23 protein-coding genes and 1 tRNA gene are annotated in these 25,055 nt (G+C 73.0%); 7 read left to right on the forward strand and 17 right to left on the reverse strand.

Annotated elements, in window-relative coordinates; genetic code table 11:
* Positions 1-97: 97 nt before the first annotated feature.
* Together ACFC02_RS09190 and ACFC02_RS09195 are read right to left on the reverse strand one after the other, a co-directional pair.
* On the reverse strand, positions 98-703 hold the full coding sequence (locus tag ACFC02_RS09190; protein WP_376354378.1) for a lytic polysaccharide monooxygenase: 606 nt from the start codon (positions 701-703) through the stop codon (positions 98-100).
* 107 nt (positions 704-810) lie between these two features.
* Positions 811-1,926, reverse strand: coding sequence for an SPFH domain-containing protein (locus tag ACFC02_RS09195; RefSeq protein WP_376354596.1), 1,116 nt, complete (start codon positions 1,924-1,926; stop codon positions 811-813).
* A 188-nt stretch (positions 1,927-2,114) separates the two neighbouring features.
* Here ACFC02_RS09195 and ACFC02_RS09200 point away from each other — a divergent pair.
* The 3 genes from ACFC02_RS09200 (at position 2,115) to ACFC02_RS09210 (ending at position 6,441) form a co-directional block, all read left to right on the forward strand.
* Positions 2,115-2,191, forward strand: a tRNA-Lys gene (locus ACFC02_RS09200).
* A 387-nt stretch (positions 2,192-2,578) separates the two neighbouring features.
* Complete coding sequence (locus ACFC02_RS09205) at positions 2,579-4,507, forward strand: glycosyltransferase family 2 protein (protein ID WP_376354380.1); 1,929 nt, start codon at positions 2,579-2,581, stop codon at positions 4,505-4,507.
* On the forward strand, positions 4,504-6,441 hold the full coding sequence (locus ACFC02_RS09210) for a galactose oxidase-like domain-containing protein (protein WP_376354383.1): 1,938 nt from the start codon (positions 4,504-4,506) through the stop codon (positions 6,439-6,441). Before ACFC02_RS09205 ends, ACFC02_RS09210 begins: the two co-directional genes overlap by 4 nt.
* 80 nt (positions 6,442-6,521) lie before the next feature.
* Here the strand turns inward: ACFC02_RS09210 and ACFC02_RS09215 are convergent, their stop codons facing one another.
* The 12 genes from ACFC02_RS09215 to ACFC02_RS09270 all read right to left on the reverse strand — a co-directional run bounded on the left by ACFC02_RS09215 (position 6,522) and on the right by ACFC02_RS09270 (position 17,692).
* Positions 6,522-7,571 carry a glycoside hydrolase family 6 protein gene (locus ACFC02_RS09215; protein WP_376354386.1) on the reverse strand — a complete coding sequence of 350 codons (1,050 nt, stop codon included), beginning with the start codon at positions 7,569-7,571 and terminating at the stop codon, positions 6,522-6,524.
* Between the two features lie 81 nt (positions 7,572-7,652).
* Positions 7,653-7,964 carry a hypothetical protein gene (locus ACFC02_RS09220; RefSeq protein WP_376354388.1) on the reverse strand — a complete coding sequence of 104 codons (312 nt, stop codon included), beginning with the start codon at positions 7,962-7,964 and terminating at the stop codon, positions 7,653-7,655.
* Between the two features lie 13 nt (positions 7,965-7,977).
* Positions 7,978-8,331 (reverse strand): hypothetical protein, encoded by a 354-nt coding sequence (locus tag ACFC02_RS09225; RefSeq protein ID WP_376354391.1) that lies wholly within the window; start codon positions 8,329-8,331, stop codon positions 7,978-7,980.
* A 121-nt stretch (positions 8,332-8,452) separates the two neighbouring features.
* A complete protein-coding gene (locus tag ACFC02_RS09230) occupies positions 8,453-9,232 on the reverse strand; it encodes an HAD-IIA family hydrolase (protein ID WP_376354393.1) in 780 nt (259 codons plus the stop codon).
* Between the two features lie 118 nt (positions 9,233-9,350).
* Positions 9,351-10,412, reverse strand: coding sequence for a 2-aminoethylphosphonate ABC transporter substrate-binding protein (locus ACFC02_RS09235; RefSeq protein WP_376354395.1), 1,062 nt, complete (start codon positions 10,410-10,412; stop codon positions 9,351-9,353).
* An 80-nt stretch (positions 10,413-10,492) separates the two neighbouring features.
* Positions 10,493-11,290 carry an ABC transporter permease gene (locus tag ACFC02_RS09240; RefSeq protein WP_376354398.1) on the reverse strand — a complete coding sequence of 266 codons (798 nt, stop codon included), beginning with the start codon at positions 11,288-11,290 and terminating at the stop codon, positions 10,493-10,495.
* Positions 11,277-12,224 (reverse strand): 2-aminoethylphosphonate ABC transporter permease subunit, encoded by a 948-nt coding sequence (locus ACFC02_RS09245; RefSeq protein ID WP_376354401.1) that lies wholly within the window; start codon positions 12,222-12,224, stop codon positions 11,277-11,279. Before ACFC02_RS09245 ends, ACFC02_RS09240 begins: the two co-directional genes overlap by 14 nt.
* Entirely contained in the window at positions 12,214-13,266 is a 1,053-nt protein-coding gene (locus tag ACFC02_RS09250; protein WP_376354404.1) for an ABC transporter ATP-binding protein, read from the reverse strand. Before ACFC02_RS09250 ends, ACFC02_RS09245 begins: the two co-directional genes overlap by 11 nt.
* Before the next feature lies 1 nt (position 13,267).
* Positions 13,268-14,002: an HAD family hydrolase gene (locus tag ACFC02_RS09255; protein ID WP_376354407.1), complete on the reverse strand. Its 735-nt coding sequence runs from the start codon at positions 14,000-14,002 to the stop codon at positions 13,268-13,270.
* An 8-nt stretch (positions 14,003-14,010) separates the two neighbouring features.
* Complete coding sequence (locus ACFC02_RS09260; RefSeq protein WP_376354410.1) at positions 14,011-15,135, reverse strand: TIGR03364 family FAD-dependent oxidoreductase; 1,125 nt, start codon at positions 15,133-15,135, stop codon at positions 14,011-14,013.
* A gap of 239 nt (positions 15,136-15,374) precedes the next feature.
* Positions 15,375-16,130 (reverse strand): GntR family transcriptional regulator, encoded by a 756-nt coding sequence (locus tag ACFC02_RS09265; RefSeq protein ID WP_376354413.1) that lies wholly within the window; start codon positions 16,128-16,130, stop codon positions 15,375-15,377.
* A 401-nt stretch (positions 16,131-16,531) separates the two neighbouring features.
* The gene (locus ACFC02_RS09270; RefSeq protein ID WP_376354416.1) at positions 16,532-17,692 is read right to left on the reverse strand and encodes an ROK family protein; all 1,161 of its coding nucleotides are present in this window, start codon (positions 17,690-17,692) and stop codon (positions 16,532-16,534) included.
* A 211-nt stretch (positions 17,693-17,903) separates the two neighbouring features.
* On the opposite strand from ACFC02_RS09270, the gene ACFC02_RS09275 reads away from it, so the two are divergent.
* From ACFC02_RS09275 to ACFC02_RS09285, 3 genes are all read left to right on the forward strand, one after another.
* Positions 17,904-19,001: a Gfo/Idh/MocA family oxidoreductase gene (locus ACFC02_RS09275; RefSeq protein WP_376354419.1), complete on the forward strand. Its 1,098-nt coding sequence runs from the start codon at positions 17,904-17,906 to the stop codon at positions 18,999-19,001.
* A gap of 185 nt (positions 19,002-19,186) precedes the next feature.
* Positions 19,187-19,648 (forward strand): heme-degrading domain-containing protein, encoded by a 462-nt coding sequence (locus tag ACFC02_RS09280; protein WP_376354599.1) that lies wholly within the window; start codon positions 19,187-19,189, stop codon positions 19,646-19,648.
* 191 nt (positions 19,649-19,839) lie between these two features.
* On the forward strand, positions 19,840-20,718 hold the full coding sequence (locus tag ACFC02_RS09285) for an LLM class F420-dependent oxidoreductase (RefSeq protein ID WP_376354422.1): 879 nt from the start codon (positions 19,840-19,842) through the stop codon (positions 20,716-20,718).
* A 119-nt stretch (positions 20,719-20,837) separates the two neighbouring features.
* Here ACFC02_RS09285 and ACFC02_RS09290 read toward each other — a convergent pair whose 3' ends face one another.
* The 3 genes from ACFC02_RS09290 to ACFC02_RS09300 all read right to left on the reverse strand — a co-directional run bounded on the left by ACFC02_RS09290 (position 20,838) and on the right by ACFC02_RS09300 (position 23,110).
* Positions 20,838-21,695 carry a fumarylacetoacetate hydrolase family protein gene (locus ACFC02_RS09290; RefSeq protein WP_376354425.1) on the reverse strand — a complete coding sequence of 286 codons (858 nt, stop codon included), beginning with the start codon at positions 21,693-21,695 and terminating at the stop codon, positions 20,838-20,840.
* A 202-nt stretch (positions 21,696-21,897) separates the two neighbouring features.
* Entirely contained in the window at positions 21,898-22,656 is a 759-nt protein-coding gene (locus ACFC02_RS09295) for a YidC/Oxa1 family membrane protein insertase (RefSeq protein ID WP_376354428.1), read from the reverse strand.
* A 175-nt stretch (positions 22,657-22,831) separates the two neighbouring features.
* Complete coding sequence (locus ACFC02_RS09300; RefSeq protein ID WP_376354602.1) at positions 22,832-23,110, reverse strand: DUF6412 domain-containing protein; 279 nt, start codon at positions 23,108-23,110, stop codon at positions 22,832-22,834.
* A gap of 376 nt (positions 23,111-23,486) precedes the next feature.
* Here ACFC02_RS09300 and ACFC02_RS09305 point away from each other — a divergent pair, with 376 nt between their 5' ends.
* Positions 23,487-24,575 carry an SEC-C metal-binding domain-containing protein gene (locus tag ACFC02_RS09305; RefSeq protein WP_376354431.1) on the forward strand — a complete coding sequence of 363 codons (1,089 nt, stop codon included), beginning with the start codon at positions 23,487-23,489 and terminating at the stop codon, positions 24,573-24,575.
* Positions 24,576-25,055 lie beyond the last annotated feature (480 nt).

The following is a 25,055-nucleotide window of genomic DNA, read 5'->3' on the forward strand; positions in this document are numbered from 1 at the left end:
GGCCGGTTCCACGGAAACGTGGAACCGGCCTCACCGCTTTCGCGCCCCGGGGCCCCCGGGGCCCCCGGGCCCCTCGGGTCCGGCGTCGGGTCCGGCGTCAGAAGGTGACGTCCGAGCAGGCGTAGAACGCGTTTCCCGTGTCGGCGATCGTCCAGACCGCGAGGATGACGTGGTGGCCGCTCAGGCCGCTGGGCAGGGTGCCGCTGTGGCTGAGGGTGGCCGGTGGCTGCTTGCCGCCGTAGGGGATGGTCAGGAACGGGGTCGTGTCGAGGTCGGCGCGGGTCAGGGCGTGGTCCTGGTTCCAGCCCTGCCTGGTGACGTAGTACCTGAAGTCGGTCGTGGCGTGCCGTGCCTCGAACTGCCAGCGGAAGGTGTAGCTCTGGCCGCCGGTGACCTGCGTGGTGGGCCACTCGGCGCCCTTGGGGGTGCGGGCGCCGTCGAGCTGGCCGAACCGGTCCAGGCCGCCGGAGCACAGGTGCCCGTCCGCCGGTCCGCGCGCCGGGAAGCCCTTGGGACCCTCGACGCTCTGCGGTTCCCACTGGATCTCGCCGCAGCCCCGTACCGTGCCGTCGGCGCACAGCAGCTGCCTGCTGATGGGGAGGTCGGTGTAGCCGTGGCCGCTGGCGCCGCCGGTGGAGAGCACGAGGGCTCCGGCGGTGGTCAGGCCCAGCACGGCCGCGTACAACTTGGCCTTGGTGCGCATGGAGTCGCTCCTGGTGAACGTGTGGGGATGTTCGCTGAGCAGGACTGTGCACGTTGGTCTAGACCAAGTAACAGGCTATGGCGACCACTTGAACATGTCCATACCAATCACGGGATGGTTTCCCGGCGTCCGGCGCAGAACGCCACCGTCAGGTCCCGCACCAGCACCTTGCGCTCGCCGTCGTCCAGATCGACCAGCCCGCGCATGGTCAGCCGGGTCACCGTGTCCTCGACCGAGTCCACCACCGACGTCAGCGCACCGGCCCGGTCCCGGGCGTCCAGCGCGGCCACGCCGCGCCGGTGCATGGCACCGGCGACCTCGGGGGCGTACTCGACCCGGGCCGGACGGACCGAGAACACCTCCAGCCCGACCGGCTCCGCCTCCCGCGCCACCAGCCGGGTCAACGCCTCCCCGGCCGCCTCCGCACCGCCCCGCGCACCCCCCGCACCACGCACCGTCACCCGCGCGAGCGCCGCCTCCACGCACGCGCGCAGGTAGGCCTCGTGGTCGTCGACCCCGAGCACCGCCCGCGCGGTGTCCCGCACCCGCCAGACCACGAGAACCGCCACCCGCAGCGCGATCCCGTCGGCGTCCGCGGACGGCATCGGCCCGCTGCGCCAGTGCCGCAGCCGTACGTCCACGCCGCGGCGCGGCACGAACGGGTTGATCCACAGCAGCCCGGTGCGCCGGACGGTCCCCCGGTAGCGGCCGAACAGCCCGAGCACCCACGCCCGGCCGGCCCGCCCCCGGGTCAGCCCGCCGAAGCCGAGCAGCCCGAGCGCCCCGGCCCCGGCGTACGCGGCCCACTGCGGCAGGCCGAGCCCCGCGCCCGCGCCGGCCGGCAGGGGCAGCGCCCGCGCCGCGAGCGGCGGCAGGACCCCCGCCCACCAGGTGGTGAGCACACAGCCGGCCGCCCCGCACACCCCGGCGAGGACACCGACCGCACCCGGCAGCACCCGGGCCGGCCGCTCCGCCAGGCCCGGCTCGGCCTCGGGCGCCGGGCGGGCCGGGGCGGGCACCCGGCGGCGGAAGCGCGGCCGCTCGCCCGTGCCCCGCCCGCTGCCCACCACCGGGGGCCCGAGCGCCGCCGGGGACGGGTCGTGGTCCGGTCGGCTGGGGCCGGGTTCGTCGCGGAAGAGCAGGTGGAGAGGGATCTCGGTGGTCGCCTCGTTCTGGATGAGCCGGGGGAAGGAACGATTCGGCCGGTCGACCGGGAGCTCCATGCGATCCACGTCACACTCCATACGGACTCGTCCGGATCTGTGCACGTTGATCAGTGTCACAATCGCCCCGGAAATACGCATTCCTGACGGCCCGAAGGATGAAAACGACCCCCGTCGGGGCGGCCCCGGCAGCCGGGCCGTGGTCACAGGCACCTCACCGAGTCCTGTAAAGTTGTCCACGTCAGCAGGCGCCGCTAGCTCAGTTGGTTAGAGCAGCTGACTCTTAATCAGCGGGTCCGGGGTTCGAGTCCCTGGCGGCGCACCATGACGACGACGGGTCCTGTTCGCGGATAACACGAACGGGGCCCGTCGTCGTTCCTGCGCCCCCGCGTCGCGCGCGGGGGGCCCGCCACCCCCGCCCCCGCCCCGTTCGCACCCCAGTGCGCCCGTGCGTCTTGCGCTGATATGAGCCGTTAACTCCGCTTTTCGCATCTTGCGATCAGGCTGAACACCTAGAACCCTGGGTGCCAGGGTGCCGCCGATAAGCGGCAGTTGTGGGGCCTTGGGAGTTTTTCGAAAAACCGTTTGAACCAGTTGCCCGATGTGCGGGAAAAGGGGCCACGTTGCGTCGAGGGCCGCCGAGGGGGGCAGCCATGCAACCGGCAGGAAACCGGAACGACACGCGCTGACCTGCGTGTGGGGGGATGAAGTCATGACGTCGACGCCGTCGGGCGCAAGGCATCGGCACGACCGGCACGACCGGCCCGATCCGTCGGAGACGACACGCCCGCGGGTGCCACCGCACCGCACCGCCGGCACCACCGGAGCGTTCCGCCGGATCAGGAACACCCTGCCGAGATACGACTACGAGCACTACAGCCGCCTGGCGGGACCGCTCACCCAGCCCGACCCGGACGAGCCGTACCGGGTGCGGTACCTCTCCCTGCTCTCGCGGGAACCGCACCGGGTCCGGGTCGCGCTGATGCTGGCCGCCGCCCCGCTGCTCTCCCTGGTCCTGCTGGTCTGGCTGATGCAGCCGCGGCACTGGACCGAGCGCGACCACCCCGCGTACGGCCTCCTGCCGGCCCTCGACACGGTGATGCTGGTCGCGATCGGCCTGATCGAACTCTTCCGCTGCCTGAACGTGCTCTCCAACGCGCACGCCACCCTGGTGGCCCGCGACCCCGTCCCGGTGGTGCCCGAGGCCGGCACCCGCGTCGCCTTCCTCACCACGTTCGTGCCCGGCAAGGAACCGCTGGAGATGGTCACGCGGACCCTTCAGGCCGCCGTACGGCTGCGGCACCGGGGCGTCATGCACGTGTGGCTGCTCGACGAGGGCGACGACGCCGAGGTGAAGGCGGTCTGCGCGCGCCTGGGCGTCCACCACTTCACCCGCAAGGGCGTCGAGCGCTGGAACCGGCCGAGGGGCCCGCACCGCGCGAGGACCAAGCACGGCAACTACAACGCCTGGCTCCAGGCGCACGGCGACGAGTACGACTTCTTCGCCTCCGTCGACACCGACCACGTCCCGCTGCCCAACTACCTGGAGCGGATGCTCGGCTACTTCCGCGACCCGGACGTCGGCTTCGTCATCGGCCCGCAGGTCTACGGCAACTACGACACGTTCGTCACCAAGGCCGCCGAGTCGCAGCAGTTCCTCTTCCACGCGCTGATCCAGCGCGCCGGCAACCGCTACGGCGCCCCCATGTTCGTCGGCACCTCCAACGCCGTACGGATCGGCGCGATCAAGCAGATCGGCGGGCTGTACGACTCGATCACCGAGGACATGGCGACCGGTTTCGAGATGCACCGCGCCAAGAACCCGGCGACCGGCCGGAAGTGGAAGTCCGTCTACACCCCGGACGTGCTCGCCGTCGGGGAGGGCCCGAGCGCCTGGACGGACTTCTTCACCCAGCAGCTGCGCTGGTCCCGCGGGACGTACGAGACGATCCTCAAGCAGTACTGGAAGGGCATCGGCACGCTGCCGCCGGGGCGCCTCCTCAACTACACCATGATGGTCGTCTTCTATCCGATGTCCGCCCTGAACTGGATCCTGGCCGCGCTGAGCTGCGCGCTCTTCCTGGGCCTGGGCGCCTCCGGCGTGAACATCGACCCCACGGTGTGGCTGATGCTGTACGGGAACGCCTCCGCGCTCCAGATCGGCCTGTACGTCTGGAACCGCCGGCACAACGTCTCCCCGCACGAGCCCGAGGGGTCGGGCGGGGTGGCCGGCATGGTGATGTCGGCGCTGTCGGCGCCGATCTACGCCCGCGCGCTGCTGGACACGGTCCTGCGCCGCGGGAGCAGCTTCGTGGTGACGCCGAAGGGCGCCTCGGCGAGCCCGGACACGCTGTTCGGCACGTTCCGCGTCCACTGGTTCTTCATCCTGGTGTTCGGCGGATCGGTCGCGGCCGGTGTCGCACGCGGGCACGCCCACCCCGCGATGCTCGCCTGGGCCGTCCTCGCCCTCCTCATCACCGCCTCCCCCCTCCTCGCCTGGCGCTGGTCGCTGCGGCGCACCCGGCGTGCCCCGGCGCCCGCCGGGCAGGGTGCGTCCGCGGCGGCCGTCGCGGACGCGCCGCCGCAGGACGCCGTGCCACCGGCGTACGCCGGGCAGGCGGCGGGCGGTGACGGCGTATGAGGGACCGGGCCGGCCTGCGCCGCGCCCGCCGGGTCGGGATCGGCGCCGTGGTGGTGCTCGCCCTGGCCGGGATGAACGGGCCGTGGCTCTACCGCTTCGGCAGGGAGCGGTACCACCAGTACAAGATCGACCAGCCCGGGTACAAGGCGGCCAACGGGCACTGGGAGATCGTCGAGTTCCCCGAGGAGTACCGCCAGGACACCATCCACGCCGTACTGCTGCACACCGGGAAGGTGCTGCTGGTGGCGGGCTCGGGCAACAACCAGGCGAACTTCGACGCGAAGCGGTTCGACTCGCGCGTCTGGGACCCGGTCCGGGGCACCGTCAAGAAGGTGCCCACGCCCGACGACCTGTTCTGCACGGGCCACACCCAGCTCGGCGACGGCAGGATCCTCATCGCCGGCGGCACCAAGCGGTACGAGAAGCTCAAGGGCGACGTCACCAAGGCCGGCGGCCTGATGATCGTGCACAACGAGAACCCGGACGAGCCCATCACCCTGCCCGCCGGGACGAGCTTCACCGGCAGGGCGAACGGGAAGACGTTCGTCTCCAAGGACCCGGTGCTCGTCCCGCGCGCGAAGAAGAACTTCGACGCCAGGACGGGGAGGTTCCTCGGCAACACCCCGGGGCTGGGCCGGATCTACGTCGAGGCGCTGAAGAGCGGCGCCCGCTACGAGACCGGGACCCAGGACAACTACCGGATCCGGGGCCTGGGCGGTGCCGACGCCCGCAACACCTACGGCATCGCGCAGAAGCTCGCCCTGGACAAGAAGGACTTCCAGGGGATCCGGGACACCTACGAGTTCGACCCGGTCGCCGAGAAGTACATCAAGGTCGACCCGATGCACGAGGCCCGCTGGTACCCGACGCTCACCACGCTCGGTGACGGGAAGGTCCTCAGCGTCTCCGGCCTCGACGACATCGGCCAGCTCGTCCCCGGCAAGAACGAGGTCTTCGACCCGAAGACCCGCACGTGGACGTACACCCCGAAGGTCCGTCAGTTCCCGACGTACCCGGCGCTGTTCCTGATGCAGGACGGCAGGATCTTCTACTCCGGTTCGAACGCGGGCTACGGACCCGCCGACGTGGGCCGCGACCCGGGCGTCTGGGACCTGGCCACCAACAGGTTCACCGCGCTGCCGGGGCTGGGCGACGCGGACCGGATGGAGACCTCGGGCACGGTGCTGCTGCCGCCCGCCCAGGGCGAGAGGTACCTGGTGATCGGCGGCGGCGGGGTCGGCGAGTCGAAGCTGTCCAGCAGGAAGACCCGGATCATCGACCTCAGGGCGAAGCACCCGCACTTCACGGACGGCCCGTCACTGGCCGAGGGCACCCGCTACCCGCAGTCCTCGATCCTGCCCGACGACAGCGTGCTGGTCTCCGGCGGCTCCGGGGACTACCGGGGCCGCGGCGACTCGAACATCCTCGAGGCCCGGCTGTACGACCCGGCCGCGAACACGTTCGGACGGGTCGCCGACCCGCTGGTGGGGCGCAACTACCACTCGGGTTCGATCCTGCTGCCCGACGCCCGGGTGATGTTCTTCGGCTCCGACTCGCTCTACGGCGACAAGGCCGGCACCAGGCCGGGCACCTTCGAGCAGCGCATCGAGATCTACACGCCGCCGTACCTGTACCGGGGCTCGCGGCCCTCCCTGACGGGCGGCCCGCAGACCATCGCGCGCGGCGCCTCCGCCACGTTCACCTCGCGGCACGCGGCGGCGATCAGGAAGGTCCGGCTGATCCGGCCGAGCGCCTCCACCCACGTCACGGACGTGGACCAGCGGTCGATCGCGCTGGACTTCACGACCTCGGGCGACCGGGTCACGGTGACGGTGCCGAAGAACCGGAACCTGGTGCAGTCGGGCTGGTACATGCTGTTCGTCGACGACGCCCGGGGAACGCCCAGCGAGGCGCAGTGGGTGAAGGTGCCGTAGGCCCCGGCGCCCCGCACGGGCGTCGGGGCGTCCTGTGCGGCGCGGGGCGCCCCTACGGACGTCGCCGCGCGGTCACCCGGTCACCCGGTCGCCCGCGCCAGCTCCAGCGCGTACGTGTCCCACCAGTCGCCCGCCCCCGGGCCGCCCTTGCAGGTGCCGTCCGACTCGCCGGGGCGCTTGACCCAGAGGTAGGCGTCGACGAGGGGGTCGGCGGTCCTCGTCGTGGGGGCCTCGCCGAGGGCGCGGCCGGGCGGGTTGCACCAGCGTTCGCCCGGCTCGCCGTCCGTGTACGGGCCGTTGCCGTTGCGGCTGGTGTCGACGACGAAGTGCTTGCCGCCGATCCTGCGCGACAACTGCTTCCCGTACTCCACGGACTGCCGGGTGGAGTAGAAGTTGGAGACGTTGACGGCGAAGCCGTCGGCCCGGTCCACGCCCGCCCGCCCGAGCGGCTCGAAGATCTGGTCCGGGTGCCCCCAGCCGGCGTTGCCCGCGTCCAGGTAGACCTTGGTGTTCTTCAGCGCCTTGAGCGTGGCGACGGCGCCCTTGAGCAGGTCGTAGCGCTCCTCCTGGAACTGCGGCGGGGTGCAGCCGTCCACCAGGTGCAGTACGGCGTCCGGCTCCAGGACCACCGTGGCCGCGCGGTCGCCGATCCCGCGGGCCACGCCGTCGATCCAGGCGCGGTAGGCGTCCCCGTCGGCGGCGCCGCCCCGGGAGTACTGGCCGCAGTCGCGGTGCGGGATGTCGTAGAGGACGAGCAGCGCCGTGCGGCCCGCCTGGTCGGCGGCCTCGGTGAAGCCGCGGGCCTCCTGCTCGGGGTTCTCCGGTCCGATCCACTCACCGGTCGGCTGCTCGGCGATCTTGCGGATCTGCTCGGCGTCGGCCTTCCGGCCGGCCTTGGCGTAGGCGGCGACCTGGCGGGCTGCCCTGCTGTCCGGGTCGACCCAGAACGGGCCGGCGGCGCGGGGCCGCTGGGTGATCGGGGCGCCCGCGCCGCCGCGCTCGCCGTCCCCGCCCGCACCGCCGTCCCCGGAGGAACACCCGGCGGCCAGCAGCGCCGCCCCCAGCAGCACCGCGGACGCCCGCGCCCCCGCCGCGAGGGCGCGCGGGACCGCCCCCCTCATGCCGTGCATACGACTCCCCCTCGGTGCATTCGGCCGTTCGGTCACATACCCCGCATTCCTCCCGTTCCATGCTGCCAGGCGGCAACCGGGTCACGGGCCGGTTCGGGAGAGGTGGACCGGATGGGGGGACGGGTCGTCCTGGGCGGGGCGGCCGACGGCGGCCATGTCGCCGGTCGCCGGTTCGCCCGGCCGCCCGTGCCCGTCGGCGGCCGCGCCTCCCCACTGCCACAGCCCGAGCAGCAGCACCGCCCAGGCCAGACCGGCGACGAGACGGCCGCGACCGCGGAGGCGTGCGGCGTCGGACAGAGTGCCGGACGGGATGCCGGACATGGTCCCGGACGTGGTGTCGGACGGGATGCCGGGCATGGTCCCGGACGGGATGCCGGACATGGTGTCGGACATGGTGGTCAGCCCTTCAGTCCTCGGTCCGCCGGCGGCCGGGGCGGCGCGCGTCCCCGCGCGCGCGGGGAAGGAGGACGACGGCCGCCGCCGCGGCGCTCGCGAGGACCAGTCCGGTCACCGCGTGCGCCACGCCGGGGGCGTCCGCGACGGCGTGGGCGTCCGGGGGATCCGGTGGCGCCGGACGCGCCTGCGCGGGGACTGCGGCGACCGCGTCACCGGGGGCGGGCGACGAGGCCGCCGGGGCCCGGCCGGCCGCGGCCCCGGGCGTCCCGTCCGTGCTGCCGGAGGTGGCGGCGGGGACCGCGGCCGGGGCGAAGGCACCCGCCACCAGCAGCCCCGTACACAGCGTCAGGCGCAGGGAACCCATCGTGACACCTCCGGTACCAGGAGACGTCAAGGGGCCGGGATACGCATCCGCAACGGGCCGGTACCGCCCGGTACTGCTCCGAACGGGTGAGCGACGACTCAGGGCCCGCCCGGGTCCGATCTCAGACGCGCTCCACGAGGTCGGCGATGGAGTCGATGACCTCGGAGGGGCGGAACGGGTAGCGATCGACGTCCTCGGGCTGCGTCACGCCGGTCAGGACGAGGAAGGTGCGCATCCCTGCCTCCAGGCCGGCGAGCACGTCGGTGTCCATCCGGTCGCCGATCATGGCGGAGGTCTCCGAGTGGGCGCCGATCGCGTTCAGCCCGGCGCGCATCATCAGCGGGTTGGGCTTGCCCACGAAGTACGGCTTCTTGCCGGTCGCCGCGGTGATCAGGGCGGCGACCGAGCCGGTGGCGGGCAGGTCGCCCTCGGCGGAGGGGCCGACGTTGTCGGGGTTGGTGGCGATGAACCGGGCACCGTCGTTGATCAGGCGGACGGCCTTCGTCAGTGCCTCGAAGGAGTACGTCCGGGTCTCGCCGAGGATCACGAAGTCGGGCTCGTGGTCGGTGAGGATGTAGCCGATGTCGTGCAGCGCGGTCGTCAGGCCGGCCTCACCGATGACGTAGGCGCTGCCGCCCGGGCGCTGGTCGTCGAGGAACTGGGCGGTGGCCAGCGCGGAGGTCCAGATGTTGTCCACCGGCACGTCCAGGCCCATCCGGCGCAGCCGGGCGTGCAGGTCGCGCTGGGTGTAGATCGAGTTGTTGGTGAGCACCAGGAACGGCCGGCCCGAATCGCGCAGCTTCTTCAGGAAGGCGTCGGCGCCGGGGATCGGAACACCCTCGTGGATCAGCACACCGTCCATGTCGGTGAGCCACGACTCGATGGGCTTGCGGTCTGCCATGGGTTTCGGTCTCCTGCCGTACGCGGGCCTGCCTGGGCCCCAGCCTAACCAGTGGCCGGATCTTGCCGGAACGGTTCAGCACGCGCTGTTCCGGCAGGCCGGGGCCCCGCCCGGCCGGTCAGCTGCCGGTGGCGCGCTTCCAGTCCTCGACGTACGCGGTCAGGTTCCGGTCGATGTCGGCCCAGTCCGGCTGGAACACCTGCACGTCCTTCAACAGGGCGGCCAGTGCGGTCGCGTCGGCGTCGGTGGCCTTGACGTCCTTGCGGGCGCTGAAGCCGCCGCCGATCTCGCTGACCTGCTGCTGGGCCTGCCTGCCGAGCATGAAGTCGAGGAGTTTCCTGCCGTTCTCGGAGTGCGGGGCCCTGGTGACGAGTCCGGCGGCGTAGGGCAGGGCGAACGTGGTGGGCCGGCCGCCCTGCCGGGCCGGGAACCAGATGCCGAGGTTCGGCATGGTCTTGGCCTGGGCGTAGTTCATCTGGACATCGCCGTTGGCGACCAGGAGTTCGCCCTTGTCCACCTTGGGGGCGAGCTTGCCCGTGGAGGCGGACGGGCCGACGTTGTTGGACTGGAGCTTCTTCAGGTACTGAAGGGCCGCGTCCTTGCCGCCGAAGTCGTGCATGGCCTTGACCAGCACGGCGGTACCGTCGCCGGCGACGCCGGGCGTGGAGTACTGGAGCCGGTTCTTGTACTTGGCGTCGAGGAGCTGCTCCCAGGTGGTGGGGGCGGGCTTCAGCTCCTTCTTGTCGTAGACGAACCCGAAGTAGTTGTTGACGACCGAGGTCCACGTGCCATCGGCCGCCTTGTCGGCGGTGCCCACCTGGTCGGCGCCCTTCGGGGCGTACTTCTGCAGCAGGCCCTTGCCGTCGGCCTGCTGGATGAAGGGGGGCAGGGTGACCAGCACGTCGGCCTGCGGGTTGGCCTTCTCGCGCACGGCGCGCTGCACCATCTCGCCCGAGCCGCCCTCGACGTACTTGACCTTGATCCCGGTCTGCTTCTCGAAGTCCTTGAAGACGCGGTCGTACCAGCCGTCGCCGCTCTCGCCCTTGAGGCCGTCGGCGCTGTAGACGGTGACGGACTTGTCGCCCGCGGCGGCGGAGGAGCCGCCGCAGGCGGACAGCAGCGGGGCGGTGAGCAGGGCGAGGGCGACGGCGACGGCGGGCGTGAGGCGGTTCCTGGGCATGGCGGGGCGTACTCCTTGCGGCGGGCGGGAGGGAAGGAGGGGTCAGCGAGGTGCGGGGTGAGGGCGGGCGTGGTCCGTGGTCAGCGGTAGGAGGCCCGGGTGCGGACGCGGGACACGGCCAGCAGGACGAGCAGCGTGACGGCCAGCAGGACCACGGCGACGGCGGAGCCGGTGAACAGGGAGCCGCGGTCGGTGGCCGCGAAGATCAGTACGGGCAGCGGCGTCCAGTCGGGCGGGTAGAGCATCATCGTGGCGCTCAGCTCGCCCATCGACAGGGCGAAGCAGAGGCCGGCGGCGGCCGTGAGCGAGGGCAGCAGCAGCGGCAGCCGCACCCGCCACAGGACGTACGCGGGCCGGGCACCGAGCGAGGCGGCGGCCTGTTCGTAGGCGGGGTCGAGGCGGACGATCGCCGCGGACACGGACTGGTACGCGAAGGCCGTGACCAGCACCGTGTGGGCGACGATCACGATCCAGCGGGTGCCGTTGAGGAGCACCGGCGGCCTGGAGAACGCCACCAGGACCGACAGTCCGACCACCACCGACGGCACGGCGACCGGCAGGACGAACAGCGCGTCCAGGACCCGGCGCTGGGCCTTCTTCAGGGCGGCCCCGGCCAGGGCGGCCCAGGTGCCCGCGGCCAGCGCGAGCAGGCTCGCGGTGACAGCGGTGACCAGGCTGGTGGTCAGCGCCTGGAGGGCCTCGCCGCGGGTGGCGGCGCGGTAGTTGCCGGTGGTCAGGCCCGAGGGCAGGACACCGGACCAGTGGGTGGCGAAGGAGGCGCCGAGGACGACGAGGAGGGGCAGGGCGAACAGGGGCAGGAAGAGGACGAGGAAGACCGCCCACACGGCCCAGCGGGCCCCCCGGCTATGCACCAGCACGACGGCTCACCACCCGGTAGAGGCCGTAGAGGCCCACGGAGATCAGGACGTTGACGACGGCGACCACGCACGCGCCCGGATAGTCGGACTCCAGGATCGCCTTTCCGTAGACGAGCATCGGCAGGGTGGTGACGCCCTTGGCGCCGGTGAAGAGCACGATGCCGAACTCGTTGAGGCACAGCACGAGCACGAGGCTCCCGCCCGCCCCGAGCGCGGGCAGCGCCTCGGGCAGGATCACCTGCCGGACGATCCGCGGCGCACGGGCGCCCAGTGAACTGGCCGCCTCCAGCTGGGCGGTGTCCAGTTGCGTGAACGCGGCGAGCAGCGGGCGCATCACGAACGGCGTGAAGTAGGTGATCTCCGCGAGCAGCACGCCCCAGGGCGTGGTCAGGAACTGGAAGGGGCCGTCCGCGGCGCCGGTGGCCTGCGTCCACAGCCCGTTGGCCAGGCCGGTGCGGCCGTAGACGAACAGCAGGGCCAGCGTGATGAGGAAGGACGGGAAGGACAGGAAGACGTCGACGAAGCGGGCGACCGCCTTCGCCCCGGGGAACGGTACGAACGCGATGACGAGCGCCAGCAGGAAGCCCAGTACCAGGCATCCGGCGGTCGAGGCGAGCGCCAGCCAGACGGTGGTCCACAGCGCCTCGCGGAAGGCGTCCGAGGCGAAGACGTCGGCGTACGGCTTCAGGGAGGTGCCGCCGGTGTCCGGCTGGAAGGACTGCCGGACGACCAGGGCGAGCGGGTAGAGGAAGAAGACGGCGAGCAGCGCGACCGGCGGCAGCGCCCACAGCAGGCGCCGGGCCGTCCGGGCGGCGGGGGCGCGCGGCGGGGCGGCGCGGGCCGGGGTGAGGGCCGCGTCGGCGGGGGCCGGGGCGGCGGGCGCGTGGGCGGCCGGCCGGGCGGCGGCCGGGGTGGGCAGCGGCTCAGTGCTCATCGCCGCTCACCCCCGCGGCCAGCAGCACCGCGTCCTCGGCGGCGAAGTGCAGGCTGACCGGGTCGCCGTGCGCGGGGGGCTCCCGCAGCTCGGGCAGGTCCGCCATCACGGGGTGGCCTGCGACGTCGACGTAGAGCCGGTGCGTGGAGCCGCGCCACTGGACCTCGCGGACCGTGCCGGTGAGCCGGTTGGGGCCGTCGCCGAGGCCGACCAGGTGGGGGCGTACGCACAGGGTGGCCCGCGCCCCGGCCGCCGCGCCCGCCGTGTCGAGCGTCAGCTCGGCGTCGCCGAGGACGGCGCCCCGGGGCGTCACGGTGACCGGCAGCAGGTTGGCGTTGCCCACGAAGGACGCCGTGAACTCGTCGGCCGGGGCCCGGTACAGCTCCCGGGGTGTCCCGCAGGCGCGCAGCCTGGCCCTGTCCATCACCGCGATCCGGTCGGCCAGGGTCAGCGCCTCGATCTGGTCGTGGGTGACGTACAGGATGGAGACGTCGGGCAACTCCCGGTGCAGTCGCGCCAGTTCGGCGAGCATCCCGGAGCGCAGCCGGGCGTCCAGCGCGGACAGCGGTTCGTCGAGCAGCAGGACGGCGGGGCGGATGGCGAGCGCGCGGGCGATGGCGACGCGCTGCTGCTGGCCCCCGGACAGTTCCCGGGGGTAGCGGCGCGCGTAGGCGGCCATGCCGGTCATCTCCAGGGCCGCGCCGACGCGTTCACGGATCTCGGCCCGGCCGGCCTTGCGGGCCTTCAGGCCGAAGGCGACGTTGTCCTCGACCCGCAGGTGCGGGAAGAGGGCGTACTGCTGCACGACCATGCCGATGCCCCGCCGGTGGGGAGGCAGGTCCGTCACGTCCCGCTCCCCGAGAAGCACCCGTCCCGACACGGGCCGCACGAAGCCGGCGACCGCCCGCAGCGCGGTGGTCTTGCCGGATCCGGACGGCCCGAGCAGCGCCATCACCTCGCCGGGCGCGACGGTGAGGTCGAGCGAGTCGAGGACGACGTTGCCGTCGTAGGCGACCGTGACGGAGTCGAAGCGGATGCTCATCTCACCGTTCTCCCCGGAGCAGGCCGGGCAGGGCGCCGACCGAGTCGAGGACGTGCGTGGCGCCCGCGGCACGGAACTCGGCGTCGCCGTGGGCCCCGGTGCGCACTCCGGCGACCAGGCCCGCTCCGGCGCGCAGCCCGCTGAGCACGTCGTAGGAGGTGTCGCCGACGACGGCCACCTGGCGCACGGCGTCGGCGGCCTTGGTGCGCAGGAAGGCTTCGAGGACCATGTCCGGGTACGGCCGCCCGCGTCCGCCAGCGTCGGCCGGGCACAGGGTGAGCGGCACCAGGTCGCGCCAGCCGAGCGCGTCGAGGATGGCGTCCTGGGTGACGCGGGCGAAGCCGGTGGTGAGGACGACGGTACGGCCGTCCGCCAGCAGTTCCTCGACGGCCTCGCGGGCGCCGGGCACGGGGGCGACGAGCCCGCCGTCGACGAGGTCGCCGTACGCCTTCTCGAAGGCGGCGTTGGCCCGCTGGGCGGCCTCCTCCGCACCGAACAGGTGCCGGAAGACGGAGATCTTCGACTCGCCCATGGTGGCGCGGACGTAGGCGAGCTTGTCGGCGTGGTCGGCGGAGCCGGGTTCGACACCCAGCTCGGCGGAGGCGGCGGCGAAGGCGCGCTCGACCAGGCCGCCGTCGGCGACGGTGGTGCCGGCCATGTCGAGGACGACGAGCCGGATGCCGGCGCCGCCCTGGGCGTCGTCCGGCACCTCGGTGGTGGTGTGGGTTTCGGTCATCGGTTGTCTCACCAGCCCAGTTCGTTCGCGGTGCGTTCGGCGATCGCCGGGGAGCAGGTCATGCCGCGCCCGCCGGGCCCGGTGACCAGCCAGACGCCGTCGCGCACCTGCTGTCGGTGCACGACCCGGCTCGGGTCGGTGCACTGCGCGTACACGCCGGCCCAGCGGCGGCGGATCCTCGGCAGCGGGCGGCCCAGCAGGGATTCGACGACCCCGGCGAGGTGTTCGTAGGGGTCCTCGACGGTGTCGAAGGCGAAGGGGTGCTCGTACTCGTGGGTGTCGCCGATGGTCAGTCCGCCGTCGGCGCGCTGCACCATGAGCAGCTGCATCCGGTGCGCGGCGGCGGTCTCGGGCTGCGGCTGGGCGGCGTCGAGCGCGTCCAGGGCCCCGCCGGCGTACGCCGGGTAGTAGCGGAAGCTGTCGGCGTCGGCGACCGAGGTGGGCAGCGCCTCGCCGAGCGGGTCGGTCTGCATCATCTGCAGCCGGACGCGGCGCACGGGCAGGTCGGGTCCGGCCAGTTCCCGGACGAGTCCGCCGAGCCAGGCGCCGGTGGCGAGGACCACCACGTCGGCGGTGTGGACGTCGCCGTGGTCGTCGCGGACGGCGCCCGCGCCGACGACCTCGCGGACCTCGCGGCCCGGCAGGAAGGTGTACTTCGGGTGCTTGAGCAGTTCGGCGCGCAGGGCGCGCTGGGCGGTGCGCGGCTCGACGGCGGCGTCCCGTTCGCAGTACAGGGCGGCGTCGAACTCCCCGCGCAGGGCGGGATTGAGGGCGCGGGCCTCGGCCGGGGTCAGCAGCTCGTGGCCGCGGGCGGCGGCGTCAGGGGCCGCCGCGGCGGCCTCGGCCACGGCGCGTTCGAGGGACCCCCGTACGGGGGTGAGGGAGCCGTTGGCACGGAAGCCCAGCGCGGGCACCCGGCCGCCGATCTCCTCCCACAGCTCCCGCGCCCGCAGGGCGGTGTGAAGTTCCTCGCCGCTCGCGCGGCCGCTCACCCAGATCTGCCCGAAGTTGCGCAGCGAGGCGCCGCGGGCCTCGGCCTCGCGCTCGATCTGCACGACCTCGTGGCCGCGTTCCACTGCCTGCCAGGCGTGCATGGTGCCCACCACGCCGGCTCCTACGACTGTCACTTTCACGACGGCGACGTTCCTCTCGGAGGGAGAACCGGAAGAGTCCGGCTGACAACGAGAGCCTGAACGAGGCATCACGATTGGGCTAGACCCGTTATCCTTTCGTTACTCGCAGGCGGGGGTGGAGTGGGACGTCTCACGGCGGCACGCCAGGCGTTCAGGGAGCGTCAGCCGCTCAGGCGGGTGGTGAGCGTCAACCGCTCAGGTGGGTGGTGAGCGTCAACCGCTCAGGTGGGTGGTGAGCGTCAGCCGCTCAGGTGGGTGGTGAAGGAGAACCGGTCCCCGCGGTAGAGGCTGCGCACCCGCTCCAGCGGCTGTCCCTGCGCGTCCCGCGAGACGCGGTGGATCAGCAGCATGGGGAGGGCGGGCGGGGTGCCGATGAGCAGCGCCTCGCGCGGGGTGGCGAGTACGGTCTCGATGCGCTCGTCCGCGTCGCCGAAGGCCAGGTCCAGGCTCTGGAGGTAGGCGTAGAAGGACGAGTCCGGGTCGAAGTCGGTGTCCAGGCGCGGCACGCGGGCCACCGCCACGTAGGTGCTCTCCAGTCCCACCCGCTCCTCGTCCGCGAGCAGCACCCGCTCCAGGTGCCAGACGGGCTCGCCGCGGCCGAGTCCGGTCTCGGCGGCGAGCGCGTCCGGGCAGGGGAACCGTTCCAGGCCGACGAGCGTACGCCCCGGCGTACGGCCCTGCCGCCGCACGCCCTCCGTGTAGCTGGCCAGCGAGAGCGGCTGCTCCAGCTTGGGCCCCGCCACGACGGTCCCCCGGCCCCGGCGCCTGAGCTTGCCCTCCAGGACCAGCTCGCGCAGCGCCTGCCGCACGGTCTCGCGGGCGACCCCGTACTCCTCGGCGAGGTCGCGCTCGGTGGGGATCGGCCGGTCCTCGCCCAGCTCGCCGACGAGGCGGTCGATCCTCGCCTTCACCGCGTAGTACTTGGGGATCCGGCCGTGCTCCGGGATGCCGGAGCGCACCGGGGCGCCGGGGGCCTGGTCGTTCGGGTAGTCCACGCAGGGATCGTCGCAGACGGTGGCGCCGGGTACGGCGGCGGCTCTGCATCGGGGCGAACGCCTCGGCGGCGACCGGCAGGACGGCGGTGCGCCAGGCAGCCGGGCGACAGCACGGCAGAGCCGCAGCGGGGCGGCGCCGTAGCACGGCAGAGCCGCAAGGCGGCAGGGCAGGTCGGCCAGACGGCACGAAGCCGGATGGCAGCGCGGCCGACGGCCGGGCGGCAGGCGGCCGGGCGGCAGGCGACAGCGCGGCAGAGCCGCAAGGCGGCAGGTCGGCAGGTCAGCCAGACGGCAGGCAGCCGGGCGGCAGGTGGCAGCGCAGCCGGAGGCGGGGCGGCAGGGGGCGGAGCCGCAGGCGCGGCCACAGCGGCCCGGCCGCAGCCGTCCCCTCACCCGTCCTCCTACCCGTCCCCCCGCCCGAACAACGGCGCCAGCAGCAACTGCGCCGCGCCCTCCGCGACCCCGCGCGCCCCGGCCGGCGCCTGCCTGACCGGCACCGCGCCCTCCGGCAGCCCGCCCCGCCCGGCCCGGGCGGCGACGACCGCGCCCACCCCGGTCACGAACACCTCCGGCTGCTCGGCGACCGTACGCCCGCCGAGCAGCACCAGGTCGATGTCCAGCAGCCCGACGAGGTTCGCGGCCCCCGCGCCCAGTACGCGCGCCGCCTCCCGCACGTCCCCGCGCGCGACCGCCGCCAGGCACAGCGCCTCGACGCACCCCCGGTCCCCACACTCGCAGCGCGGCCCGTCCAGCTGGATCACCTGGTGCCCGAACTCGCCGGCCCCGGTCCGCACCCCCCGGTGCACGGTCCCGCCGATGACCAGCCCGGCCCCGAGCCCCGTGCCCAGGTGGAGGTAGGCGAAGGAGCCGCCGCCCCCTTCCCCGGCGACGGCCAGGCCGAGCGCCGCCGCGTTGGTGTCCTTGTCCACGACGACGGGCACGTGGAGCCGCCGCTCCAGCGCGTCCCGCAGCGGGAACCCGTCCCACTGGGGGAACCCGGTGACCCGGCGCAGCACCCCGCTCCCGTGGTCGAGCGGCCCGGGCAGCGCCACTCCGGCCCCGACGAGCGAGGCGGCGGACGCCTCCCGGGCACGGACCCCGAACGCCTCCGTGACCAGCGCCTCGACCTGCGCCGCCACCGCGTCCACGACGGCACCGGCCCGCGCTCCCAGGGCCAGCGGCTCGCGCCGCTCGCCGGTGACGGTGCCGTCCAGGTCGACCAGTACGGCCCGCACCTCGTCCCGCTCGACGTGCACGCCGACCGCGTGCCCGGCCTCCGGGACCAGCCGCAGCACGGTCCGCGGTTTGCCCCCGGTGGAGGCCCGGCGTCCCGCCTCGGCCGCCAGTCCCCGTTCCCGCAGCCGCGCGGTGATCTTGCTGACGGCCTGGGGGGTGAGACCGGTCCGCTCGGCCAGTTCCAGCCTGCTGATCCCGGCGGCCCCCGCCCGGCGCAGCAGATCGAGCACCAGGGCGGTGTTGTGGCTGCGCAGGGCGAGCAGGTTCGCCCCGGCGCCCACGCCGCGCACCTTCCCGCCGGTCACCAGGTCCTCAGCCTCACTCACCGTGCACTTCCACCGTCCTCGCCCTGCGCTCGCCGCGCCCGTACCCGCCGTTCGCCGCCCGTCGCCTTCCGGCCACTCGCCGCTCGCCGCTCGCGCCACGTTCGCCGCCCTAGGCTTCTCGCCACCCTCGTCCGGCTGCTCGCGCCGCACCGTCCGCCCCCATTCTCCCCCGCGCTTGCACTTAGGCAACAGCGTTGCGAAAGTGGAACACATGACTACTACCCCCCTCCGCGACCTCCGCGTGGGCCTCATCGGCTACGGCCTCGCCGGTTCCGTCTTCCACGCCCCACTGATCGCCGCCACCGAGGGCCTGACCCTCGACACGGTCGTCACGTCGAACGAGGAACGGCAGGCGCAGGCCCGTAAGGAGTTCCCGGACGTCCGCGTCGCCGCCGGCGCGGAGGAGCTGTTCGCCCGCGCCGGCGAGCTGGACCTGGTCGTCGTCGCCTCCCCGAACAAGACGCACGTCCCGCTCGCGACGACGGCGCTGGAGGCCGGCCTGCCGGTGGTCGTGGACAAGCCCGTCGCCGGTACGGCGGCCGAGGCGCGCGGCCTCGCCGCCCTCGCCGAGGAGCGCGGACTGCTGCTGTCCGTCTTCCAGAACCGCCGCTGGGACAACGACTTCCTGACCCTGCGCGGACTGGTCGACCGGGGCGAACTCGGGGACGTATGGCGGTTCGAGTCCCGTTTCGAGCGCTGGCGCCCGCAGCCGAAGGGCGGCTGGCGCGAGTCCGGCGACCCCGCAGAGATCGGAGGTCTCCTCTACGACCTCGGGAGCCACGTGGTCGACCAGGCCCTGGTGCTCTTCGGCCCGGCCACGCAGGTGTACGCCGAGTCGGTCGTCCGCCGCGCGGGCGCCGAGGCCGACGACGACACGTTCCTCGCGCTCACGCACGCGAACGGCGTCCGCTCCCACCTGTACGTCTCCTCGACGGCCGCCCAGCTCGGCCCCCGTTTCAAGGTGCTGGGCTCGCGGGCCGGATACGTCAAGTACGGCCTGGACCCGCAGGAGGCCGCACTGCGCGCGGGTGCACGTCCGGGCCCGGACGGCTGGGGCGTCGAGGAGGAGTCCCTGTGGGGCCGTCTCGGCGCTGGGGCTGCCCCCTTTGGGGGAGAGTCCCAGGTGACCGGCGGCGGCAGCCCCGTACCGACCCTGCCCGGCGACTACCCGGCGTACTACGCCGCCGTGGCCGCCGCCCTGCGCGAGGGCGCCCCGAACCCGGTGACCGCCCACGAGGCCGCCGCCGCGCTGGACGTCCTGGAGGCGGCGCGCCGCTCCGCCCGCGACGGTGGGGCGGTGCGGCTGTGACGAACGCACCGAAGCCGCCGCAGCCCTCGAAGCCGCCGCAGCCCGCACAGCCCCCGCAGCCTCCGCAGTCCCCGCAGCCCTCGGCCGCGGGGCCGGCCGATACTGACACCGGCACCGGCACCGGCACCGGCACCGGCACCGGCACCGGCACCGGCACCGGCGTCCCCGTCGGCGTCGGCGTCGGCATCGGCGTCGGCATCGAGGAGCTGGAGGCGCAGGAACGCCGCCTGGTCTTCCCCCGTTTCACCCACGAGGACGCCTGGGCGCTGGGCTGCCTGCTGGTCGAACTGGCGCGGGAGCGGCGGGCGCCGGTCGCCGTCGACATCCACCGCGCCGGCCAGCAGCTGTTCCACGCGGCCCTGCCCGGCTCCACCCCCGACAACGACGCCTGGATCGCCCGCAAACGCCGGGTCGTGGAGCGCTACGGCTCCGCGTCCTACCTGGTCGGCGCCCGTTTCCGCGCCAAGGGCACGACCTTCGAGGACTCCTCCCGCCTGGACCCCGACACCTACGCGGCGCACGGCGGCTCCTTCCCGGTCACCGTGGAGGGTGTCGGCGTGATCGGCGCGGTGACGGTGTCGGGCCTGCCGCAGGTACAGGACCACCGGCTGGTGGTGGAGGCACTGGAGACGTATCTCGGCCTCTAGGACGGCAGCATCCCACTCGCCGGGCCGGGGAATGACGGGCGCCGCCCTCGCGGTTGGGGTTGGCTGTACGCAGGACGATCAGGCAGTGCAGATCAGACATGGCAGATCAGACACTGCCGACCAGACACTGCCGATCAGACACTGCCGATCAGACATCTGATCGCGGCACCCGCCCGGAGGGATCGGAACCGATGAGCGACACGGCAGCCCCACTGAAGGAGACGGTCGGACGGTACGGCGTCTGGAGCGTCGGCCTCCGATCGGAGGACCCGTCCCGGCGCGGCGCCATCGCCGAGGCCGCCGCCGAACTGCAAGAGCTGGGCTACGGCACCGCGTGGCTCGGCGGCAGCAGCGCCCCGGGCCACGCCGCACCGCTGCTGGAAGCCACCTCGACGCTCGCCGTCGGCACCAGCATCCAGAGCATCTGGCAGCACGACGCCGAGGCGAGCGCGGCCGGCTACGCGGAGCTGGAGGCGGCCCACCCCGGCCGCTTCGTGCTGGGCATCGGGGTGAGCCACGCCAAGCTCGCCGAGCAGTACCGCCGCCCGTACTCGGCGCTGGTCGCCTACCTGGACCAGCTGGACGCGGCGAAGGTGCCCGCGGAGCGCCGGGTGCTGGCCGCGCTCGGCCCCAGGACCCTCGAACTGTCCCGGGACCGGGCGGCGGGCGCGATCCCTTACCTGGTCACGGCGGAGCACACCGCGCAGGCCCGGGAGATCCTGGGCGAGGGCCCGCTGCTCGCCCCCGAGCTGAAAATCGTCCTGGACGAGGACCCCGACCGGGCCCGCGCGACCGCCCGGGGCTACCTCGCGATGTACCTCCAACTCCCCAACTACACCAACAACTTCCTCCGTCTGGGCTTCACCGAGGACGACCTCCGCGACGGCGGCAGCGACCGTCTGATCGACGCCGTGTACGCCTGGGGCGACGACAACCGCATCCGCGCCCGCCTGGAGGAGTTCCGGTCAGCGGGCGCGGACCACCTGGCCCTCCAACTGGTCACCGGCACGACGGACCCCGACGACCTCCCGAGGGAGGGCTGGCGCCGCCTGGCCTCACTCCTCGACTGAGGCCGGCCGCACAGGGGCGCGGGGCGGTGCCGGTATGCGGCTCCGCCCCGCGGGCCCGGGCATCCACGACGGCGCCGCAGACGCAAAAGCACCGTAGTCCCCCGCCCCCGGCAAAACGCTCACGCGTCCTTGAGTTCCTGCCGCTGCCGCCCCAGCCCCTCGATCTCCAGCTCGACCACGTCACCGGAGCGCAGGTACGGCTTCGGCTCGGGCTGTCCCATGGCCACGCCCGCCGGCGTACCGGTGTTGATGACGTCACCGGGGTAGAGCGTCATGAAGTGGCTGACGTAGCGCACGACTTCGGCGACGGGGAAGATCTGCTCGGCGGTCGTACCGTCCTGCTTCAGCTCCCCGTTGACCCACAGCTTCAGGGCCAGGTCCTGCGGGTCGGGCACCTCGTCGGCCGTGACGAGCCAGGGCCCGAGCGGGTTGAACGTCTCGCAGTTCTTCCCCTTGTCCCAGGTACCGCCCCGCTCGATCTGGAACTCCCGCTCGGACACGTCGTGCGCCACGGCGTACCCGGCGACGTGCGCCAGAGCCTCCTCGTCCGTCTCCAGGTAGCGGGCCGTACGGCCGATGACGACCGCCAGCTCCACCTCCCAGTCGGTCTTGGCGGAGCCGCGCGGTACGAGCACGGTGTCGTTCGGCCCGACCACGGTGTCCGCCGCCTTGAAGAAGACGACGGGCTCGGCGGGCGCCTCGGCGCCCGTCTCCCGGGCGTGGTCGTGGTAGTTCAGTCCGATGCACACGACCTTGCCGATCCGGGCCAGCGGCGGACCGATCCGCAGACCGTCCGCGTCCAGCACCGGCAGGTGCCCGGCCTCGGCGGCGCTCCGGACGCGGCCGAGCGCGGCAGCGTCGGCCAGCAGGCCGCCGTCGATGTCCGGGACGATGCCGGACAGGTCGCGCAAGGTGCCCTCGGCGTCCAGCAGTGCGGGCCTCTCGGCCCCGGCCGTACCGACTCGCAGCAGCTTCATGTTCCCCAACTCCCTCGATCGCGGGCAGCCCGGCCGAGCGACGCGACCTGAGTGCGGCGGGCGCAGCCGTCGGAGGACTGTTCGATCCTCCAAGGTCGGGGTCCACTCCGCAATACCCCGTTCACGTACTGGACCGTAGGCCCGCCTCGGCGGCCTGGCGCAGTGGCTCAGCACGCCCCGCTCGGCGACAGAGCAGACCCGCTCAGCGGTAGAGCACGGCACGTTCCACGGCACTCCACGCGGTGCTGGTCACCACGTACAGCGCGGCGGCCAGCGGCACGACGGCCACGGTGACCAGCGTGGCGAACGACATGAACGGCATGACCTTGCCGACGGCGGCGAGCCCGGGCACCTGCTCCTCGCCGCCCGCGGCGCCCGCACCGCCACCGATACCGGCCGACGCCCGACGGGCACGCAGGAAGTTGAAGGTGGCGACGACGGCCACGACCGCGAACAGCCCGACGTACACGAGCCCGGCCGGCCCGAACGCGCCCCCGCCCGCCAGGGCGTCACTCCACCGCCCGCCCAGCGGCGCGGCCAGCAGCCGGTGCGTGAGCAGCCCGTTGGCGTCGCCGCCGATCGACGTGCTGGAGAACAGGTGGTAGAGCAGGAAGAACGCGGGCAGCTGGAGCAGGCCGGGCAGGCAGCCCGACAGCGGGGACACCTTCTCTTCGGCGTGCAGTGCGAGCACCGCCTTCTGGAGCCGCTCGGGGTCCTTCCGGTACTTCTTCCGCAGCTCGGCGACGCGCGGCTGGAGCGCGGTCCGCGCCTTCTGCCCGCGCGCCGCGGCGCGGGAGAGCGGATGGACGAGGAGCCGTACGAGCGCGGTGACCAGGACGATCGCGGCGGCAGCGGCGGAGGCGTGGAACAGCGGCTGGAGCAGGTCGGCGAGGTGTTCGACCGCCCCGGCGAAAGCAGAGAGGACGGACGCCGGGAGAACGGACGCGGAGACGACGGACATGGGTGAGAAGCCCTCCGGGGGATTCGTCGTGCCGGGGAAAGAAGACAGACGGCATGACGACCCGCGGCGCAGGCACACGTGACGTACACGAAGCGAAGTGAACGTGCAGTCCAGAACCAGAACCAGAACCAGAACCTGGCAGACGGCACAGGTACCGGGAGAGAGGTGGCGTGCCCTACGCGGCGACGGTCGCCGGAAGGCCACGTCCGGGTGCCCTGGGCCGTCGCCGGCCCGCGGCATCGGGATCGCGCTGCGGCAGGAAGGCCGTACGGCGGTCCCGATCCCGGATCGCCGTACGCACCCGCGTGGGCGCCACGGCGGGCGCACACCGCGAGCCGAGCAGCACACACGCGACGAGCGCGGCACCGGCGGCGACGGTCACGGAGAGACCGCCCGTGTCCAGCAGCGAGAGCTGGAGGACCAGGAGGGCCAGGACGAGCAGGGAGCCCAGCACGGGAGCGAAGCGCGCACCGTTGCGGGGACGGTGGCGCGGCACATGACGCAGCACGATCGACTCCCCCTCCCGAACGGTTCCCGTCCGACTACGACTACAAGTGCGACCTGGTGCCGCCCTGGTCGTCTCGTTATACAGGACGCTCCGGCCCGGCCCGCAAGCCCCCTCTCACCGGACCGGGCCCTCACGTCCCGACCACGCCACGGCGCCGCCGGAGGCCGCCGTGCCGCCGGGACCCCGTGCCGCCAAGCACCTGCTGGGGCCCTGGCCTGCGGAGACCCCGACGAACCCTCCCGCGCGTACGCCCGCGGATATGCCCCCCGATACTCCGGTGGACGTCTCACCTTTGTCAGCGCCCGGCAGTACGGTGTCCCCCATGCGCCCCGACACGCCCGCCGAAAGCACCGGAAAAGCCGGGAACGACCGCCCCGGCGAGAACGACCGGAACACCTCCGCCGCCCCGAACGCCGACACCGCCGACCACACCGCCGAAGCGGCCCGCCTGGAGCGGACCGCGGGCCTGTACCCGGAGGACGCCGAAGCCCTCCTGCTGCGGGCCGCCGCCCACCTGGAACTCGCCGGCGACCGCCCCGCGGCGACAGCGCTCTACGACCGCCTGCTGGCCACCGCGGGCGCCCTGGAGAACGCCACGCTGGTACGCGCCCTGAAGGCGGCCAACCTCTGGGAGTACGACCACGAGGCCGAGGCCCGGGCGATCATCGACGGCGTCCGCGCCGCCGCGCCGCGCGACCCGGCGCCCTGGGTGATCGTCGCGGAGTCGTTGGAGTCGCACGACGAACTGGAGGCGGCCCACAAGACGTTCACGGAGGCCGTCACGCTCCTCCTGACCGACGTCCCGGAACCCCCGTACGCCACCCACCCGCTCCTCTTCGGCCGCCACCGGGTACGCCGCATGCTCGGCGCGTCCCACGACGACTGGGACGCCCTCGCCGACACCCTGCACTCCCTGCCGGTCTCCCTGGACGAGCTGCACGACCCCAAGCGGGTCTGGTCCCTCGGCTCGGAGAACCCGGCCGAACTCCAGGCGGAACTGGTCCGCCTGCGCGCGGAACTCGGCGCCTACCGCGAGGCCCTTTCCCGCCCCTTCCCGGTGGCGGTCCTGCACTGGCCGGCGGGCGAACTGGACGAACTGGTCGCGGCCTACGCCGACCTCGCCACGGAGTACCCCTCCCACGAGACCCACCTGGCGACGATAGAGCGCTCCCTGCGCGAACTGGCCGCCTCCGGCACTGCCAACCTCGGCATCGTCACAGGCACGGTCCCCTCCTACGAGGCCTTCGCCGCCTCGGAGGGCTCCTCCCCGTCCGACACGACCCTGCTCCCCCAGTACGCGACGACCCTGGCGGCCCGGGGCCGGGCGGTGGCGTGGCCGCCGCAGCGGGCGGCGGAGTGCTGGTGCGGCTCGGGACGGGCGTACGGGGAGTGTCACGCGAGTGGAGCCTGACAGACGTTGGAGCCAGGCAGCCGCGTTAGCAGGCGGCGAAGTGACCAAGAGGCCTCCTCAGAGCAGCCCTTAACTAGCGATCCGTTGGCCGGCCATACTCCTGCGCATGGACACCAGCGGACACGATGGACCGATAGCCCCAAACGGAAGGCCGTGGTGGGAACTCACGATCCAGCCGGGCACCCAGAACAAGCGGTTCGGTCAAGAACGACGCCTAGCAGCGTGGCTGTGGTTCAACAAAGAAATAGGCGACATATTTACTATGAACGAACTCCGCGATGCCCTAGGACCGGACATAGTAGGTAAGTCTGAGCACCTCAACCGCCGTCTTCGCACACTGCGCCATGTCGGGTGGGTTATCCCGTCCTACAAAGATGACGGTTCACTCAAACCCGATGAGTACCGCCTTCAAGCGAAAGGCGCACGGTATTGGCTAGACGAAGACCGCAAGACTCACCAGAGATTTTCACCATCCGCCCG

The organism is Streptomyces sp. NPDC056160, from assembly GCF_042268205.1.
Classification (GTDB): Bacteria; Actinomycetota; Actinomycetes; order Streptomycetales; family Streptomycetaceae; genus Streptomyces.